We start from the raw sequence: 16,092 nt of genomic DNA, 5'->3' as shown, positions 1-16,092 counted from the left end.
GAAAACGGGAGTTATCCCTTCGTCTTCCTAACGACAGTATTATGAGCTGTGATTGAAATCCGGCAGGATAATGTGACATTGCGGAAAAATAAAACTCACCAACTGATAACATTTGTAATACATTTTTATCACGGGTATAGCATGAAAAACAGTGCCGGATGGTTATCGTTTAGGTGCGGTCTGGTTATTTATCACTGAGCGGGATTAATTTAAAAAAGGGGAAATAAAGAGCGGAATAAGGCTGGCCGAGCTTAATATTCTCCGGGACATATTGCCCAGAGAATTAATAAGCCCATTTTGTATTATAAAAAAGGTCGAGCAGATCACATAAATAACACTATTTCACGCTGGCTTTTTAATTTAATCGCTTAATCTGTTGACCAGTGATTATTTTTAAATCAAAGACCGCGTTATTTATAGGGCGAGCCCTTATTTCAAACCGGCTTATTGGTAATTCCAAATTTTCTCGGCAATATGCACAAACTGTCGGGCGACCGGCGATAATTCGCTCCACGAGTGAAACTGCAAGCCAAAGGTGCGCGGCATAACCAGCAGCGGCATCGGAATTTCCACCAGCGGAATCGCATGTTGAATCTCTTCCAACGCGCGTCGCGAGACAAAACTCAGCAGGTTGGTTTCAACAATCACTGAATGCAGCGTGGCGATAGAATTAGCCTCAATCTGGATGCGTGGCGGCGGATAACCTCCGGCGCGCAGACGTTGCTCAAGCCATTGACGCGTCGCGACTTTTTTGGAGGGCAGCAGCCAATTATATTGGTCAAGCTGCTCCGACGTCGGGTGAATGCCCGCCAGCGGATGCGCCTTGCTCGCCACCAGCACGACAGGGTCGTCGAGCAGCGGGCGGCAGATAAACTCGCTACTTTTCTCGGGTAAAAAGCCGAGAATAATGTCGAGCTGCTTCTCGCGCAGCGTGCTTTGCAGCAGGTCATTCATGCCGACTTTCACGTCCAGCCGCACGGTTGGCGCCTCTTCGAGCAGGCGTTTTGCCAGCTGTGGCAGCATGAATTCGGCCGCCGTCGCCGCCGCGCCAAGACGAATATACCCCGCCGTTCCCTCTGCCAACGCGCTCATGTCACGTTGAATCACTTCCATGTCCTGCACGATTTTTTGAGCCCGCTCACAAAGTAGCAATCCCGCTTCGGTCAAACGTATCCCTCTACCGACCTTTAAAATCAGCCGCGTATTGTAGATTTTCTCTAATCTCTGGATGCATTTTGTGAGGGCGGGTTGAGTGATACCAAGGGTTATCGCGGCACGACCAAGATGTCCGGTGTCCTGAATTGCCAGGAAATAGCGTAAGTATTTCAGTTCCATTCCATTCCTCGTAGGAATCAATCAATAAAATTCAGGCGTTATGATTTATCTTTTAACAGTGCCAATATGGATAAAAATAGCACTGGAGCAGCGTATGACCTATAAGTTTTTAATGACCGCACCGGCCTTGGGCGCGGCTGGCCGCAAGGTTTTGGCCGATGCAGGTTGCCAGGTGGATTACCTGAAAAATGCCAATGACGACCAGGAAGTCGAACAGCTGATGGCTGCCAATGCCTATGACGCCGTGATTTCGCGCACGGTAACGCTGTCGGCCAAGGCGATTGAGGCCTGCCCGTCGTTGAAAATAATCTGCAAACACGGCGTGGGCGTCACCAATATCGACGTCGCGGCCGCCACGGCGCATTCGATTCCGGTTCTGACGACGCCTGCCACCAATGCGCAATCCGTCGCGGAACTTGCCGTCGGCCTGATGCTGAGCGCCGCGCGCCAGCTGCCTTTCTTCCAGCAGGAGATTGCCGAAGGACGCTGGACCCGCAGCAGCGAAGGCATTGAACTGTATGGTAAAACGCTGGGTCTGGTCGGTTACGGCGAGATTGGTCGTCGCGTGGCGCACATCGCCAAGGCTATCGGCATGCGCACCGCATTCTTTGACCCTGCCATCCCGCAAGGCTCCGATTCTTCCGACGCCGTGCAGTACTCAACGCTGCAAGAGCTGCTGAAAAACAGCAACGTGCTCTCTCTGCACTGCCCGGTTAACAAGGCGACGCGCCTGATGCTGAATGCCGACACGCTGGCGCAGCTGCCCGATCGCGCTATCGTTATCAATACCTCTCGTGGTGAGCTGATCGACGAGTCTGCGCTGGCGCAGGCCCTGACTGACGGAAAACTTGCCGCTGCCGGTCTCGACACCGTGGCCGTAGAGCCATTACCTCTGGACCATCCTTTCCGTCAGTTCAGCAATATCGTCATGACCCCGCACATTGGGGGCACCACACCTGAAGCACTGGATGCCGTGGCACGTTCCGCCGCGCAGCAGTGTCTGGACTTTTTACAACAGCAGCGGATCAACGCCCGCGCCTGTGTAAATCCTGAAGTTTTGAATAAAGGAGAGTAACGAATGACTTCTCGCAGCGAATGGCCAGCTGGCTACTTTATCGGTCAACGCGACAACGTGCCTGACACCGCCACGATTGAGGCATTCAGCCGCCTGCCTGTGCCAAACATTGGCGACTGCATGGGGCGCAGCACCGCCGCTCTCGGCTTGCAGCCTTATCACGCAGACAGCAAAGTCGTACTCTGTGGCCCGGCGATCACCGTGAAGGTGCGTCCAGGCGATAACTTGATGATTCATAAAGCGATCGAAATGGCCCAGCCGGGCGACGTGATTGTCGTTGACGGTTCCGGCGACCTGACGCAGGCGCTGATCGGCGGTCTGATGCGCACCTCCGCGCTGACCAAAAAGATTGCCGGTTTCGTGATTGACGGCGCTATCCGCGACCTGAACGAGTGGGCCGAAGGCGGCATCGCCGTGTTCGCGCGCGGCAATACGCTGCGTGGGCCAAGCAAGGACGGTCCGGGTCAGGTGAACGTGCCGGTTTCCTGCGCGGGAATGATTGTTAATCCGGGCGACCTGATTGTGGGTGACGCAGACGGCGTGATCGCTATCCCTTACGAGGAGCTGGATCACCTGCTGCCGAAGGTGCAAAAGCACGCGCAGCGCGAGGAAGAGATCAGGGCGCATAACGCGTCGGGTACGACAGATCCTGAGCGTTTCAATAGCTTACTGCGCGCCAAGGGCTGCCCAGTTTAAGCGATATAACAAAACTTGATCTATCTTTGGGGTGGCGACACCCCTTTTTGTTGCGCGGATTTATGTGCAGCATTTCAGGAGCGCGGCCTGGGCAACGGATGATTTTTCCCTGTCTGCACGCGAACTCCGTCTCAACCTCTGAGTATTATTTTGAAAAGGAGCTGGCATGAAACTCGTGTTAAAAACCATGAGCCTCACCATCGGTTTATTACTGGCCACAGGATTGCAGGCCAAAGATACCCTTCCGCCAACATTGCCAACGCAGCAGGATGCGCGTTTAGAGCAGGTAGCAACCTCAACGCACGTCTGGAACGGCCTGACCGTCACCCAAGGCGGCCGTATCTTTGCTTCGTTTACTCAATCTGAAGGTCCGGGCCTGCAACTGGGCGAAGTCGGCAAAGACGGTAAAATCACGCCTTACCCGGATGCAGAATGGAACCAGTGGAAGCCAGCCGATCCTGAACATCATTTCCTGCACGTTAACGCCCTGCGTATCGGGCCAGACGGCAATCTTTGGGCCGTCGACGCGGGCAACACCGGCATCGGTACGGGCGCTAAATCGGTAGATGGCGCCGCCAAGCTGGTGAAAATCGACCCAAATACCAATAAAGTTATCAAAACTTACCTCATCAAGCCGCCGGTACAGAAAACCGCGAGCTACATTGATGACGTACGTTTTAACGGGCATTACGCCTACATGACCGATCCGGGCGCTGTGGGTTTGGTGGTATTGAATCTGGATACCGGCAAGGCGCATCGCGTGCTCGACAATCAGCCGCTCTCAATCGACCACGACCCTATCTATGCCGACGGCAAGAAGCTGATTCTGCCAAACGGCCAGGAAAAACGCGTGGGTCTTGACCAGCTGGAAGTTTCGCCAGACGGCAAGTGGCTCTATTATCAGGCGATTCCGGGTCCTTTAGCGCGTATCGAAACCCGTTATCTGAACGACGCCTCTCTGCCAGCCAGCGAAGTTAACAAACACGCAGAGAAGGTGATTGATACCTGGAGCACCGGCGGCACGGCTATCGACAGCGACGGCAATATTTATGCCTCGGATATCAACACCCGTTCCATTAAACGCATCACGCCGGAAGGCAAAGTATCGACCGTGATTTCTGATCCGCGTTTGGTATGGATTGATGCGATGTGGGTGACCGACGGCGCGCTGTGGTTGCCTTCAGGCCAGATCAACCGTACGCCGGCAACCACCGGTGGCAAAGCGTCGACGGTGGAATATCCGGTCAAGATGTACAAACTGCCTCTGCCAATCAAGCCTTCACCGCTGGATCACTCATAATTTTCTACGCGTTGTGAGATAAGCAGAGTGACCTGGAAACAGCCGCAAAAGCGGCTGTTTTTTTATTTGTTTAGGCATTCCTCAGATTACGCGTGAAAATTGCTGCTGAGTCGTCTGTCGGCGGAGATAAACGTCAAAGCACATGCAGACGTTGCGGATCAGCAATCGACCTTTGGCGGTCACGGTGATTCGGTCATCAAAAACATCCACCAGCCCGTCTTGCTGTAAAGGGGCGAGCAACGTTAAATCTTCGGCAAAATAATCGCTGAAAACCAGCCCGAACTGTTTTTCTATGGCCGCGAAATCTAGCGTGAAATGGCAGATAAGCGCCTTGATCACCTCGCGTCGCACACAGTCATCGGCTGTCATCTCCATCCCGCGCCACAGCGCCTCTCCGTGAGCATTAACCTGCGCATAATACGCGTTGAGCTCTTTTTCATTCTGCGCGTAAGTGTTGCCGATCATGCTTATTGCCGACACGCCGAGACCCAGCAAATCGCTGTCGCCCTGCGCGCCTTGAGTGCCCTGTATGTTATGACTTTGCGTTGTGTAGCCCTGAAAATTGCGGTGCAGCAGGCCTGCGCGTTGCGCGATCGCCAGCTCATCGTCGGGACGCGCAAAATGGTCCATGCCAATAAACTGATAACCGGCGTCGGTCAGCATCGTGATGCTTTGCTGCAAAATACGCAGTTTTGTGGCGGCGTCGGGCAAGTCGGCATTTTTGATTTTACGCTGGGCGGCAAACAGGCTCGGCATGTGGGCATAATTAAAGACGCTAAGTCGATCGGGATTTAATTCGACCACGCGTTGTAGCGTAATCGCGAAGCTGTCGGGCGTTTGCTTCGGCAGGCCGTAAATCAGGTCAATATTGGTGGAGCGAAAGCCGAGCGCTTTGGCCCGCGCGATTAACGCAAAAATAAACGATTCGTCTTGAACCCGATTAACCGCCTGCTGCACCTCTTTATTAAAATCCTGCACGCCCATGCTGAGACGGGTAAAACCCTCGTGGTGTAAATGATCCAGTACATCCAGCTCAATTTCACGAGGATCTATTTCGAGCGACATTTCAGCGCTGGGCAAAAAATCAAAATGTTGGCGCAATATCCTCATCAGTCGGCTTATCTGTGCATTATTTAAAAAGGTTGGCGTGCCGCCGCCCCAATGCAGCTGGCTGACTTTACGATCGCTAAATAACGCGGCGCGATGGGCAATCTCTTTTTCGAGCACGTCGAGATAATCTTCCGCCTTGTGCTGCTGGCGCGTCACCTGTTTATTGCAGCCGCAGAAATAGCAAAGTCGATGGCAGAAAGGAATATGCACATACAGCGAAAGAGGACGATCGGGGAAGCGCGCGGTGGCCTGAATAAAAGCCTCATTTTGATACGCCGGGCTAAATTCCAGCGCGGTAGGATACGAGGTGTAGCGGGGTCCGGAAGCGTTGTATTTATCAATAAGCGCTGCGTCCCATTCAACTGTCGATAACGCCATGCTGACTCCCGAAGGCTAGAGCAACGCCCGTGAAATCACGGGCTGTCATCGGCTATCGCGGGGACGACGCCGGGTTGGCCGTCGCGGAGGAAGCAATTGTCTGTGCGGCTGTGTAAAACCAACTCTGCGCAGGCGGGACTTCAGTTTCGACAGGCGCTTCAGTCTACATAACAGGCAGGCAACAAAACACACAAAGAATGAGGTTATTACCAATACAATGATATTCATCAATCCGGCTTTAAAAAGAGATCAGAAAGAGGGGTTAAACAGCCTGATTTGAGACAGCAGGCAAAAGAGTTCACAGTCGGAGTTTACCTCGAGTTTGCTCATTGCACGCAGCTTATGTGCGCTGACCGTTTTTGGACTCAGGTTCATATACTCGGCAATACGACTAAAACTCAGCCCTTTTAATAGCAAACGCAGCACTTCCATCTCTCTGAGCGACATCTCTTTACCACTGAGGTCGCCGCCTTTAAATAACGCTTTCATTAATCCGTTTTCGACAAATATTTCATTATTCAATACCGTGGTGATCGCCTGCTCCAATGTTTTTTCGCAGCAGTTCATGGTGATATAACCTGTTGCGCCCATATCCAGAATAGCGCGCATTATTGCCGAATGTTTATAAGGCGAAATAACAATAATCTTTAGCTGAGGATATCGCCTTGCCAGCCATTTCACTAAACCGTAACCGTCCAGCGTAGAAATAGGCGTGCCGTTTTCCAGCGTATTCAGCGAATAGCCGAGAATGATTAAATCTATATGCTGCGCGGCGAGAACGGTAACCAGCTCGTTGGGGCTGCCCGCATCGACCACGCTGTCAAAGCCTGCTACGCCCTTCGCCTCGCGCGCACTGCTCATGTTATTGATAAGCGACACAATTCCTTTGCGTGCCAGTTGCAACTCTTCTGCGACCAAAATATTTATGCTCATTGACCTTTCCTTCACATCCCTGAGTAAAAGGTTTAAAAATTTAATATAACGTATAAATTTGGCGCAGCATTCTATTATTTATTTTTTATTTTCATCTTTAACTTTAATTATTAATTATTAATTAATGGGCAAGCAACATTAATAATTCTGCCTGTGCTTTATAAGTTTATTTATTCATTGCACCAATCAGACTAGTCTGTTTTGCCGTGGCTGTTGCCAAGCGTTTAGCAAAAGAGATAAGAAAGATTTAATATGTCGCTTTTATGATGACTTATTTAACATAAATAAAAAGGAGATAAATAAAAATGAGCAGACGGGAAGATGATTAATTAAATCAATTTAAACTTATTAGGCAGGCGAAAGGGGAATTTAAGCAACGGAAGCTGTCCGTCAGCGGCGTTCTCGCTGACGGACATGAAAGACAGGCTGTTGATCCAAAAGCTTTTATTCCAAAAGCTTTTTATTCAATGGGACTTAGTTGCCGCCTTTCAGCAGGCGATACATGTTTTCGCCCTGCTCTTCGTCTTCGTCGTCTTCATCGCCAAGTTCAATGCCCAGCAGTTCCATCAGGACATCGATGCGATCCAGCGTTTGATCAACGTAGCTCTGGTCTTCTGCACTCAGGGTTTTGCCTTCGTCCAGCAGATCAAGCAGCGAATCCAGACGCGCGTCGTTTTCCAGCAACGTCAGTTCTTCTTCCGGTGGCAGAGCAACGGCGGCAGGTTTGGCTTCTTTCTTCGGCTTCTCGGCCTTTTGCGCTTTCGGCTTATCGCTGTAAACCGTTTCGATCACTAATGGGACCGCTTTTTTACTGCCGATACGTGGGTCGGCATTTTTGTTGCCTGAGCCAGACTTGTTTTTATCGGCATCAGGGTTGGCGCGTGAGCCCGCTTTATGGCCACGACGTTTGTTGTCACGCTTACGATCGCGCGCTTCGATATCAAGCTCAACGCGACTTTTTTTCTTCGTTTTAGACGTCGCGGCTTTGGCACGCGGTGCTTTCGCTGACTGGTTCATAGCATCTACTCTTAGGTGTGTTCATTCAGTATAGAATTGCGCCGGAATCTAGCAGAAAGCAGGCAAAGAAAAAAGGCGGCAAGTTAACGTTGTCAGCTTTTTATTTATTCCGTTGGAAGAATTTTAGTACACTACTGTCTTTAAAGCCTTTACCCTGACGCGCTAAAGGCTCAAGATACCGCCACAATGTTAGGTGGATAGATGTTTACCTCCACCAGCAACTTCATGAATTTAATAGATAATTATCGTTTTAGTATAAAAACTCGCGTTTTAGCTCGCATCAAAAATGGCAAAACTCTCACAGCTTAATGGCAGAAATTCTCTCTGCTATCATTTCTTTGAATGATTTTTCACCATGCAGTGTGTAAAACAGAAACACATCGCGCCTCTGTTACAGCTATAATCGCCAGCCAGATACTGACGCCTCACGGAGACACACGTTTTGACCAGCCAAACTTACAACTATCATATGACTCATTTCGTCATCAGTGCCCCGGATATCCGGCATTTACCGAGTGACGTGGGCATTGAAGTCGCCTTTGCTGGTCGTTCAAACGCCGGGAAATCCAGTGCGCTCAACACGCTGACCGAACAGAAAAGTCTGGCCCGTACCAGTAAAACCCCGGGTCGTACGCAGCTTATTAACCTGTTCCAGGTTGAAGAAGGGGTGCGTCTGGTCGACTTGCCGGGTTACGGCTACGCGCAGGTTCCTGAAGAGATGAAGCGTAAATGGCAGCGCGCGCTGGGCGAATACCTGCAAATGCGCAACTGTCTGAAAGGTCTGGTGGTGCTGATGGATATTCGCCATCCGATGAAAGATCTCGACCAGCAGATGATTCAGTGGGCCGTCGACGTGGGTACGCCCGTGCTGGTGCTGCTGACCAAATCAGACAAACTGGCTTCTGGCGCACGTCAAAAACAGCTTAACGTAGTCCGCGCGCAGGTTGAATCCTTCATGGGCGACATTCAGGTCGAGACCTTCTCTTCCCTGAAAAAAACCGGCGTCGATAAACTGAAAGCCAAGCTGAACAGCTGGTTTAGCGAAATTCCTCCAGAAGTTCTGGATGAAGCGCTGACGGGCGAATAAACGTTCTGAAAGAAAGAATCAGGGTAGCTGCGGCTGCCCTTTTTTATGCCCGTAATCCGCCCGAATTAGGTAAAAAACGGCTCGACCGTTGGCCAAAAACCATAAAAGCGGGCAAAAGCCCAATAAAAAACGCCCCAGACATAAATGCCTGGGGCGGCTAAAATATTCAGCCAAATCCGATTACGTGAAGTAAAAGGTCTGAAAGATAGAACATCTTACCTCTGTACCCTACGTCTGAGACTTTACCTCATTTTTTTGAGATGAAAAAGTATTTTCTGTAGTTTACTTACACAAATATTGAGGGTTATGCGATCACCCTCATCCTTTTTCACCCAACTGATGTTGTTTAATTACAAAATCAGCTTACTTTATCGTCACTTAGTGAGCCTGATCCCAGTTTTCGCCAACGCCCACATCAACTTGCAGCGGCACGTCCAGCGTCATGCTGTTTTCCATCAGCTGGCGAATAGTTTCTTTTGCGCTTTCAAGGTCATCCTTGTGCACTTCAAACACCAGTTCATCGTGTACCTGCATGATAATGCGCGCACGCGGAGCATCGGGCTGTGCCAGCCAGTCAGCTACCTTAATCATCGCTCGTTTGATGATATCGGCCGCCGTGCCCTGCATCGGGGCGTTGATCGCCGCACGTTCCGCGCCTTTGCGACGCATCGCGTTGCTCGACTTGATATCCGGCAGGTAAAGACGACGGCCATCCAGCGTTTCAACGTAGCCCTGTTCTGACGCCTGCTTGCGCGTACGTTCCATGTATTCGAGCACGCCCGGATAGCGTTCGAAATAGAGGTCCATGTAGCGCTGCGACTCTTTACGCGGAATATTCAGCTGGCGTGACAGACCAAAGGCGCTCATGCCGTAAATCAGGCCAAAGTTGATGGCTTTTGCACTGCGACGCTGATCGTTGGAGACTTTCTCGAGCTCGGTACCAAAGACTTCGGCGGCCGTCGCGCGGTGAATGTCCAGACCTTCGGAGAAGGCTTCCAGCAAGCCTTTGTCTTTCGACAGGTGCGCCATGATGCGCAGCTCGATTTGCGAGTAGTCGGCCGCGACGATGCAATAATCTTTCGGCGCGATAAAGGCCTGACGAATACGACGTCCTTCGTCGTTACGCACCGGAATGTTTTGCAGGTTAGGATCGCTGGAAGACAAACGCCCCGTGGCCGTCACCGCCTGATGATAGGAGGTGTGCACGCGACCCGTTTCCGGGCTGATCATCAGCGGCAGCTTGTCGGTGTAAGTCGATTTAAGCTTCGCCAGACCGCGATATTCGAGAATAACTTTAGGCAGCGGATAATCCAGCGCCAGCTCGGCCAGCACTTCTTCATTGGTTGAAGGCGCGCCGCCCGGCGTTTTCTTGAGGATTGGCAGCTGCTGTTTTTCATACAGAATCGCCTGCAGCTGCTTGGTAGAAGAGAGATTGAACGGCTCTTCCGCCAGTTCGTGGGCTTTTGTTTCGAGTTCGTTCAAACGCAGCGCCAACTCTTTGGAGTGCGCGGCCAGAATATGCTGATCGATAAGCACCCCGGTGCGCTCGATGTGCGACAGCACCGCCACCAGCGGCATATCGACATCGGTAAACACGGTTTTCAGGCCCGGCTCTTTGGCAATCTTCGGCCACATCTCGCGATGCAAACGCAGCGTGACGTCGGCATCTTCGGCGGCGTAAGGTCCGGCCTGTTCCAACGCAATCTGGTTGAAGGTCAGCTGATTTTTACCTTTGCCGGCAATCTCTTCGAAGGTCACGGTTTTATGGCCCAGCACGCGATCGGCCATGCTGTCCATGTCGTGACGGCCGGAAACGCTGTCGAGCACGTAGGATTCGATCATGGTATCGAAACTGATACCCTGTAGCTCAATGTCATATTTCAGCAGCACGCCGCGATCAAACTTGAGGTTTTGACCGACTTTGGCCTGCTTTGGATCTTCCAGCAGCGGCTTGAGCTGTTTCAGCACTTCATTGCGGTCGAGCTGGGTCGGTGAATCGAGATAATCATGCGCGACCGGCAGATAAGCCGCCACGCCCGGTTCGATGGCAAAAGAGAGGCCGACGAGATTGGCGGTCAGCGTATCCAGACCGTCGGTTTCGGTATCGAAGGCAAAAACCTCGGAATTTTTCAGCAACACCAGCCACTGATCGAGCGTCTCCTGATCGAGGATGGTGACATAACCCTCCTGCGGGAGCTGAGCGCGTTCTACAGCGGTTGTTACGCTGCTTTCGGCTTCGGGTACGGCACCTTTCCTGCTCGCCGTAGCGGGGCCTTTCTTACTGTTTAACCAGCCTCCCTGATCGACATCGGCCAGCCAGCGTTTGAACTCATAGCGGGCAAACAGCGCTTTGAGTTCCGAATCGTTGGGTTCGCTGACAGTCAGGTCGGCGCAGGTGATATCTAGCGCCACGTCGGTTTTGATAGTCGCCAGCTGATAAGAGAGGTAAGCGACCTCTTTGTTATCGGCAAGCTTGGCGGCCATGGTTTTGGAACCGCGGAAACTCAGGGTCGAAATCTTGTCGAGGTCGCTATACAGCGCGTCAAGCCCGCCAATGCCCTGCAACAGCGCCTGCGCGGTTTTTTCGCCAACGCCCGGCACGCCTGGAATGTTATCCGAGGAGTCACCCATCAGCGCCAGATAGTCAATAATCAGCTCGGGCGGCACGCCGTACTTGGTGATGACTTCGTCCGGGCCAAGAATCGCGTTATTCATGGTGTTGATAAGCGTCACAGCAGGCGTAACCAGCTGCGCCATGTCTTTATCGCCGGTGCTTATCAGCACGCTGTGGCCCGCTTTCTCGGCTTCGAGCGCCAGCGTGCCGATCACGTCATCGGCCTCGACGCCAGCAACTACCAGCAGCGGCAGCCCCATGGATTTCACCATTTGATGCAGCGGCTCAATCTGCGCGCGCAGGTCGTCGGGCATCGGTGGGCGGTGCGATTTGTATTCGGCAAACAGTTCGTCGCGGAAAGTTTTACCTTTGGCGTCAAATACCACGGCGACGTGGCTTGGCTGATACTGCAACAGCAGGCTGCGCAGCATGTTCAGCACGCCGTACATCGCGCCGGTAGGCTCTCCGCTACCGTTGGTGAGAGGTGGGAAAGCGTGGTAAGCGCGGTAAAGGTAGGACGAACCGTCTACCAGGATCAGGGGGTTTTCAGCAATCTGGGCCATAACTCTTCTTTATTCTTCGCATGTCATACCGCTAAGCATGCCATAGCTGGGGTTAAAGGCGAACCTTGAAAGGAAATTTGCTGTTGATCCTGCGAGCTTTATCTCAGGATCAACCTGTGGATAACTTTGTGAGTAAAAATACGTCCGGATCCTCGATAACGATTGCGTGTAGCAAAACGGATCGATATAGAGCAGGTAATCATTGAGTTATCGCTCGGCGCCTGTCAGCAAAGCTGTCATATTTATTTAATCGCAATTGTGGATATAAAATCGCACGCAATAATTTACGCGGTATTTTTATCTCAATTTAGAAATAACTGACGCCTGATTTTGTCGTTATTAACTGAACTAAAGTGTAGCGGATTTTATGATGAATGCTTAAAAAGCAAACAGGTTGATAAGAGATAATTGGCAATTAATTGAGTTAAGGGAAATATACACGCCAGCATGAGGCTGGCGTGTATAACGGACTTATTTCTGGGTAGTCAGGAAATTGACCACGTCAGAGAATTGTTTCACGTAAGCGTCCATGGAGCTGGTATCCAGGCCGTCATTTTTAACCTGATATTTGCCGTTAACATAAACGGAAGGTACGCCTTGCAGACCAAAATCGGCCGCGGCCTTCTCTTCCTGAACGACCAGAGATTTCACGACGAAGCTATTAAGCGCCGAGTCATAATCCTGACCGCTGATACCGGCTTTAATAAAGACGTCACGAATGTCAGCCGGCGTTTTTACCGTTTGTGATTTCTGCACGGCATCAAACATCAGCGGGCTGACTTTATCTTCAACGCCCAGCGCAATAGCAACGGCCCATGCCTGAGTCAGCTGTTTGCCCAATGGACCCAGGAATTCGACGTGATATTTCACGTATTTCACATCTTTCGGCAGGTTCTTGCGCACGTTATCGGACACATGCCAAACCTGCTCGAACTCGTAGCAGTGTGGGCAATAAAACGAGAAGAATTCAACCACCTGCGGCTCGTTAGCTAATGGCTTATCAAGCTTGGTGTATTGCGTTCCCTCGGAAAACTGGGCGGCCGACGCGCTGAACGCCAATATCATTCCGACTAGGGCTAGCATTATCTTTCTGGCAGAAAAAAGGTTCTTCATAACTCATCCATCTCCGTTTAAATAATATAAGGCTTATTTCGTTGCTCAGTACATTGGCATCAACTGTAAAGGAGGCGCCCGTAATTTATTAATTTGTTCTTTAAATGCCGCTGCCTGACCCAGCCAGAAATCCTCGTCTTTCATCCACGGGAAACTATTTGGGAAGGCAGGATCCTGCCAGCGACGCGTAACCCAGGCTAAATAGTAGACCATTCGCATCGCGCGGAGAGGTTCGATAAGTGCCAGCTCACGACTGTCGAAATCGGCAAATTCGCCGTAGGCTTCGAGTAAAATATCCAGCTGGATAAGTTGTTCGCTTCGTTCACCGTGTAATAACATCCAGAGATCCTGCACCGCCGGGCCATTACGCGCGTCATCCAGGTCAACGAATATAGGGCCGTCACGCCAAAGGATATTTCCGGGATGACAGTCGCCGTGTAAACGCCGTGGTAACCAGTCGTGATGCCAATATTCGCCAATGGTGGCAATCAGGGCATCGAGAACATGCAGGAAAGCGTCGCGCTGTTTGGCGGGAATTAATTCACTGTGCGCCAACACGTGGCGAGGTTCGGTGAGATATTCATGCAAACTCATGGTAGGACGATGTATAAACAAATTCTCGCCGCCGACCTGATGAATTCGGCCAAGAAAACGACCTACCCATTCTAGTTGATCGAGATTATCTATTTCATACTGCCGACCACCCACGCTAGGAAAAAGCGTAAACATATAACCTTGATGGTGATGGAGGGTTTTACCCTGTAATGAAACAGGCGCTACGGCGGGAATTTCAGTATTGGCGAGATCAAGAGAAAAGCGGTGCTCTTCTTCTATTTGATCGGCGCTCCAACGTTCGGGACGATAAAATTTCACCACGTAACGTTGGCGATTTTCATCGAGAAATTGATAGACCCGATTTTCATAGCTATTGAGCGCGGTCAGTCCCGACTCGGCAATCAAGCCTACACTTTCCAGCGCATCAAGAATAAGGTCTGGAGACAGTGCCTGAAAATTAAAAGCAGAATTATTCATAACTTCATTCAGATTGGCCAGAAAGCAAAACGGTAGCCTGAAATAGTACCACCAATTTTTCGCCTGTCGCATGAAGTTCACATAAGTTTACATCAATCCTTAAGGACACCTCGCGCACGCAATATTGCCGTTTTAAAATCGTCTTCATAGTCTTTTTTCAATCCCGGAATTTCATCAGTTGATATGCTATTGCGCATTTTAAGCTGATAAATCAAGGTGTCATCACTCACATTTTCTAGACTTTCCTTAAAACCCGCCTCCGTTGCCACCTTTTGCAAAAATTGTAACAAGCTAAAATCAGGTTGCTCTTTCCACGCAGAATGCAGCAGTTCAATCAGTTCATTAATACGATTATCAATCATGGCCGGCACCTTAACGTTGGAATATCCCTCAACCTAGCAGGGTTAATTAAGGCTGAACAGTAAGGTGTGAATGAAATAAGCGATAAGCTGATCGAGAGCAAGTTAACGCGGTAATGCCTGACACTTTTTATCGGTAAATAAAGAGTTTTACTCGTAGAATAAATTCAGATACCAGACGGGAGTCATAACATGATCGGCAATCAGATTACGGGCGTCATTTTGGCGGGAGGGCGTTCGTCGAGAATGGGGCAGGATAAAGGGCTGGTCGAAATAAACGGTCTTCCGCTGTTTGCCTATATCGGCATAAAACTTGAGCCGCAGGTGAGTAAGGTGTGGGTCAGTTGTAATCAAAATCAGCAGCGATACGCCGCGCGTTATCCTGTCGTGGCAGACACTATTGCTGATTTTGCGGGCCCATTATCGGGCATGCTGGCGGCGCTTATTGCCAGTGAAACGGCGTGGATTGCCTGCGTTCCGTGCGATGTTCCGAGCTTCCCCGATGATTTAGTCGAGCGTTTGTGGGCAAATAAAGGGCAGGCGGCGGCGGTTTATGCTGCCGACCCTCAGCGGCCACATCCGGCGTTATGCTTGCTGAACAAAAGCCTCATACCTCAGCTGCAATCCTATTTGGAAAAGGGAGAAAGAAAGGTGATGCTGTTTTTCGCAAAGTGCAACGCGGCTGTCGCGGTCTTTGATAATCCAGATAATTTTGCCAATCTCAACACGCCCGACGATGTGGCGCGTTGGCAGGCATCTCGAGAGGAAAAGGCATGATCCCGCTTTTAGGCATTGTTGCTCATAGCGGCACGGGCAAAACGACCCTGCTCAAGCAGCTTATTCCCTACTTACGTCGCTGTAATATTCGCGTTGGGCTGATTAAGCACAGCCATCACTCGGTGGATGTCGATACGCCAGGCAAAGACAGCTATGAATTACGCAAGGCGGGCGCGGATCAAACGATGGTCGCCAGCAGTAAACGCTGGGCGTTGATGACTGAAACAGCGGATTCTGACGTATTGGATCTGCACTATTTAGCCGATAGATTTGATGAAACGACGCTGGATATCATTCTGGTGGAAGGTTTTAAACATGAAAAAATCGCGAAAATTGCGCTATTTCGTGAGGCGAGCGGTAAAGATCTCGCCGGTTTAATCGACGATTTTGTTGTCGGTGTCGCTACAGACACCCCTTTGGACGTGCAAATTCCACTGCTGGATCTCAACAACGTGGCCGAAATCGGTGAATTTATTGCGGAATGGCTGAAGGATCGTGCCTGATTCGTCGGTTTTAAGCAGCAAAAAAGGCCCCGGTCGTCAGACGGGGGCCTTTTTTGGTTTTTCCAGGGCGATTTCATCAAACCCCGGATAGCAAAAAACCCCAGCTTGCGCTGAGGTTTCGTACTTGATTTGATGCCTGGCAGTTCCCTACTCTCGCATGGGGAGACCCCACACTACCATCGGCGCTACGGCGTTTCACT

At 50.8% G+C, this 16,092-nt stretch carries 15 protein-coding genes; 6 read left to right on the top strand and 9 right to left on the bottom strand.

What is annotated here, in order from left to right; genetic code table 11:
* Positions 1–444: 444 nt before the first annotated feature.
* Positions 445–1,335, bottom strand: a complete 891-nt coding sequence (locus SC206_RS01360) for a LysR family transcriptional regulator (RefSeq protein ID WP_332733424.1) — start codon at positions 1,333–1,335, stop codon at positions 445–447.
* A 94-nt stretch (positions 1,336–1,429) separates the two neighbouring features.
* Between SC206_RS01360 and SC206_RS01355 the strand changes: the two genes are divergently transcribed.
* The 3 genes from SC206_RS01355 to SC206_RS01345 all read left to right on the top strand — a co-directional run bounded on the left by SC206_RS01355 (position 1,430) and on the right by SC206_RS01345 (position 4,406).
* Positions 1,430–2,410, top strand: coding sequence for a hydroxyacid dehydrogenase (locus SC206_RS01355; RefSeq protein ID WP_332733422.1), 981 nt, complete (start codon positions 1,430–1,432; stop codon positions 2,408–2,410).
* A gap of 3 nt (positions 2,411–2,413) precedes the next feature.
* Positions 2,414–3,106 carry an RraA family protein gene (locus SC206_RS01350; protein WP_332733420.1) on the top strand — a complete coding sequence of 231 codons (693 nt, stop codon included), beginning with the start codon at positions 2,414–2,416 and terminating at the stop codon, positions 3,104–3,106.
* A 166-nt stretch (positions 3,107–3,272) separates the two neighbouring features.
* Entirely contained in the window at positions 3,273–4,406 is a 1,134-nt protein-coding gene (locus SC206_RS01345) for an L-dopachrome tautomerase-related protein (RefSeq protein WP_332733418.1), read from the top strand.
* A gap of 81 nt (positions 4,407–4,487) precedes the next feature.
* On the opposite strand, the gene hemN is transcribed toward SC206_RS01345, so the two are convergent.
* The 3 genes from hemN to yihI form a co-directional block, all read right to left on the bottom strand.
* On the bottom strand, positions 4,488–5,894 hold the full coding sequence (gene hemN / locus SC206_RS01340; protein ID WP_332733416.1) for an oxygen-independent coproporphyrinogen III oxidase: 1,407 nt from the start codon (positions 5,892–5,894) through the stop codon (positions 4,488–4,490).
* Positions 5,895–6,143: 249 nt separating this feature from the next.
* Positions 6,144–6,827: a response regulator transcription factor gene (locus tag SC206_RS01335; RefSeq protein ID WP_332733414.1), complete on the bottom strand. Its 684-nt coding sequence runs from the start codon at positions 6,825–6,827 to the stop codon at positions 6,144–6,146.
* 474 nt (positions 6,828–7,301) lie between these two features.
* Positions 7,302–7,844, bottom strand: coding sequence for a Der GTPase-activating protein YihI (gene yihI / locus SC206_RS01330; protein ID WP_332733412.1), 543 nt, complete (start codon positions 7,842–7,844; stop codon positions 7,302–7,304).
* Between the two features lie 442 nt (positions 7,845–8,286).
* On the opposite strand from yihI, the gene yihA reads away from it, so the two are divergent.
* Entirely contained in the window at positions 8,287–8,931 is a 645-nt protein-coding gene (gene yihA, locus SC206_RS01325; protein ID WP_332733410.1) for a ribosome biogenesis GTP-binding protein YihA/YsxC, read from the top strand.
* 166 nt (positions 8,932–9,097) lie between these two features.
* Here yihA and SC206_RS22040 read toward each other — a convergent pair whose 3' ends face one another.
* The 5 genes from SC206_RS22040 to SC206_RS01305 all read right to left on the bottom strand — a co-directional run bounded on the left by SC206_RS22040 (position 9,098) and on the right by SC206_RS01305 (position 14,615).
* Positions 9,098–9,145, bottom strand: a complete 48-nt coding sequence (locus SC206_RS22040) for a spot 42 RNA, inhibition of DNA synthesis (RefSeq protein ID WP_071892919.1) — start codon at positions 9,143–9,145, stop codon at positions 9,098–9,100.
* Between the two features lie 164 nt (positions 9,146–9,309).
* Complete coding sequence (gene polA, locus SC206_RS01320) at positions 9,310–12,108, bottom strand: DNA polymerase I (protein WP_332733408.1); 2,799 nt, start codon at positions 12,106–12,108, stop codon at positions 9,310–9,312.
* A 471-nt stretch (positions 12,109–12,579) separates the two neighbouring features.
* Positions 12,580–13,221, bottom strand: a complete 642-nt coding sequence (dsbA, locus tag SC206_RS01315) for a thiol:disulfide interchange protein DsbA (protein WP_332733406.1) — start codon at positions 13,219–13,221, stop codon at positions 12,580–12,582.
* A gap of 45 nt (positions 13,222–13,266) precedes the next feature.
* Entirely contained in the window at positions 13,267–14,253 is a 987-nt protein-coding gene (locus tag SC206_RS01310) for a serine/threonine protein kinase (protein WP_332733404.1), read from the bottom strand.
* 92 nt (positions 14,254–14,345) lie between these two features.
* Positions 14,346–14,615, bottom strand: coding sequence for a YihD family protein (locus SC206_RS01305; protein WP_332733402.1), 270 nt, complete (start codon positions 14,613–14,615; stop codon positions 14,346–14,348).
* Between the two features lie 189 nt (positions 14,616–14,804).
* Here SC206_RS01305 and mobA point away from each other — a divergent pair, with 189 nt between their 5' ends.
* Entirely contained in the window at positions 14,805–15,389 is a 585-nt protein-coding gene (gene mobA / locus SC206_RS01300) for a molybdenum cofactor guanylyltransferase MobA (RefSeq protein WP_332733400.1), read from the top strand.
* Complete coding sequence (mobB, locus tag SC206_RS01295) at positions 15,386–15,892, top strand: molybdopterin-guanine dinucleotide biosynthesis protein MobB (RefSeq protein WP_332733398.1); 507 nt, start codon at positions 15,386–15,388, stop codon at positions 15,890–15,892. Before mobA ends, mobB begins: the two co-directional genes overlap by 4 nt.
* Positions 15,893–16,092: the final 200 nt, after the last annotated feature.

Origin of the sequence: Rouxiella sp. T17 (assembly GCF_036663475.1) — a bacterium.
GTDB lineage: Bacteria > Pseudomonadota > Gammaproteobacteria > Enterobacterales > Enterobacteriaceae > Rouxiella.
The sequence above is the reverse complement of the archived record's forward strand: the minus strand, read 5'-3'. Positions and strand labels throughout refer to the sequence as shown.

Coding starts and splice junctions, on each gene's coding strand:
- SC206_RS01360 (WP_332733424.1), bottom strand. CDS start 1,335: ATGGAACTGAAATACTTACGCTATTTCCTGGCAATTCAGGACACCGGA.
- SC206_RS01355 (WP_332733422.1), top strand. CDS start 1,430: ATGACCTATAAGTTTTTAATGACCGCACCGGCCTTGGGCGCGGCTGGC.
- SC206_RS01350 (WP_332733420.1), top strand. CDS start 2,414: ATGACTTCTCGCAGCGAATGGCCAGCTGGCTACTTTATCGGTCAACGC.
- SC206_RS01345 (WP_332733418.1), top strand. CDS start 3,273: ATGAAACTCGTGTTAAAAACCATGAGCCTCACCATCGGTTTATTACTG.
- hemN (WP_332733416.1), bottom strand. CDS start 5,894: ATGGCGTTATCGACAGTTGAATGGGACGCAGCGCTTATTGATAAATAC.
- SC206_RS01335 (WP_332733414.1), bottom strand. CDS start 6,827: ATGAGCATAAATATTTTGGTCGCAGAAGAGTTGCAACTGGCACGCAAA.
- yihI (WP_332733412.1), bottom strand. CDS start 7,844: ATGAACCAGTCAGCGAAAGCACCGCGTGCCAAAGCCGCGACGTCTAAA.
- polA (WP_332733408.1), bottom strand. CDS start 12,108: ATGGCCCAGATTGCTGAAAACCCCCTGATCCTGGTAGACGGTTCGTCC.
- dsbA (WP_332733406.1), bottom strand. CDS start 13,221: ATGAAGAACCTTTTTTCTGCCAGAAAGATAATGCTAGCCCTAGTCGGA.
- SC206_RS01310 (WP_332733404.1), bottom strand. CDS start 14,253: ATGAATAATTCTGCTTTTAATTTTCAGGCACTGTCTCCAGACCTTATT.
- SC206_RS01305 (WP_332733402.1), bottom strand. CDS start 14,615: ATGATTGATAATCGTATTAATGAACTGATTGAACTGCTGCATTCTGCG.
- mobA (WP_332733400.1), top strand. CDS start 14,805: ATGATCGGCAATCAGATTACGGGCGTCATTTTGGCGGGAGGGCGTTCG.
- mobB (WP_332733398.1), top strand. CDS start 15,386: ATGATCCCGCTTTTAGGCATTGTTGCTCATAGCGGCACGGGCAAAACG.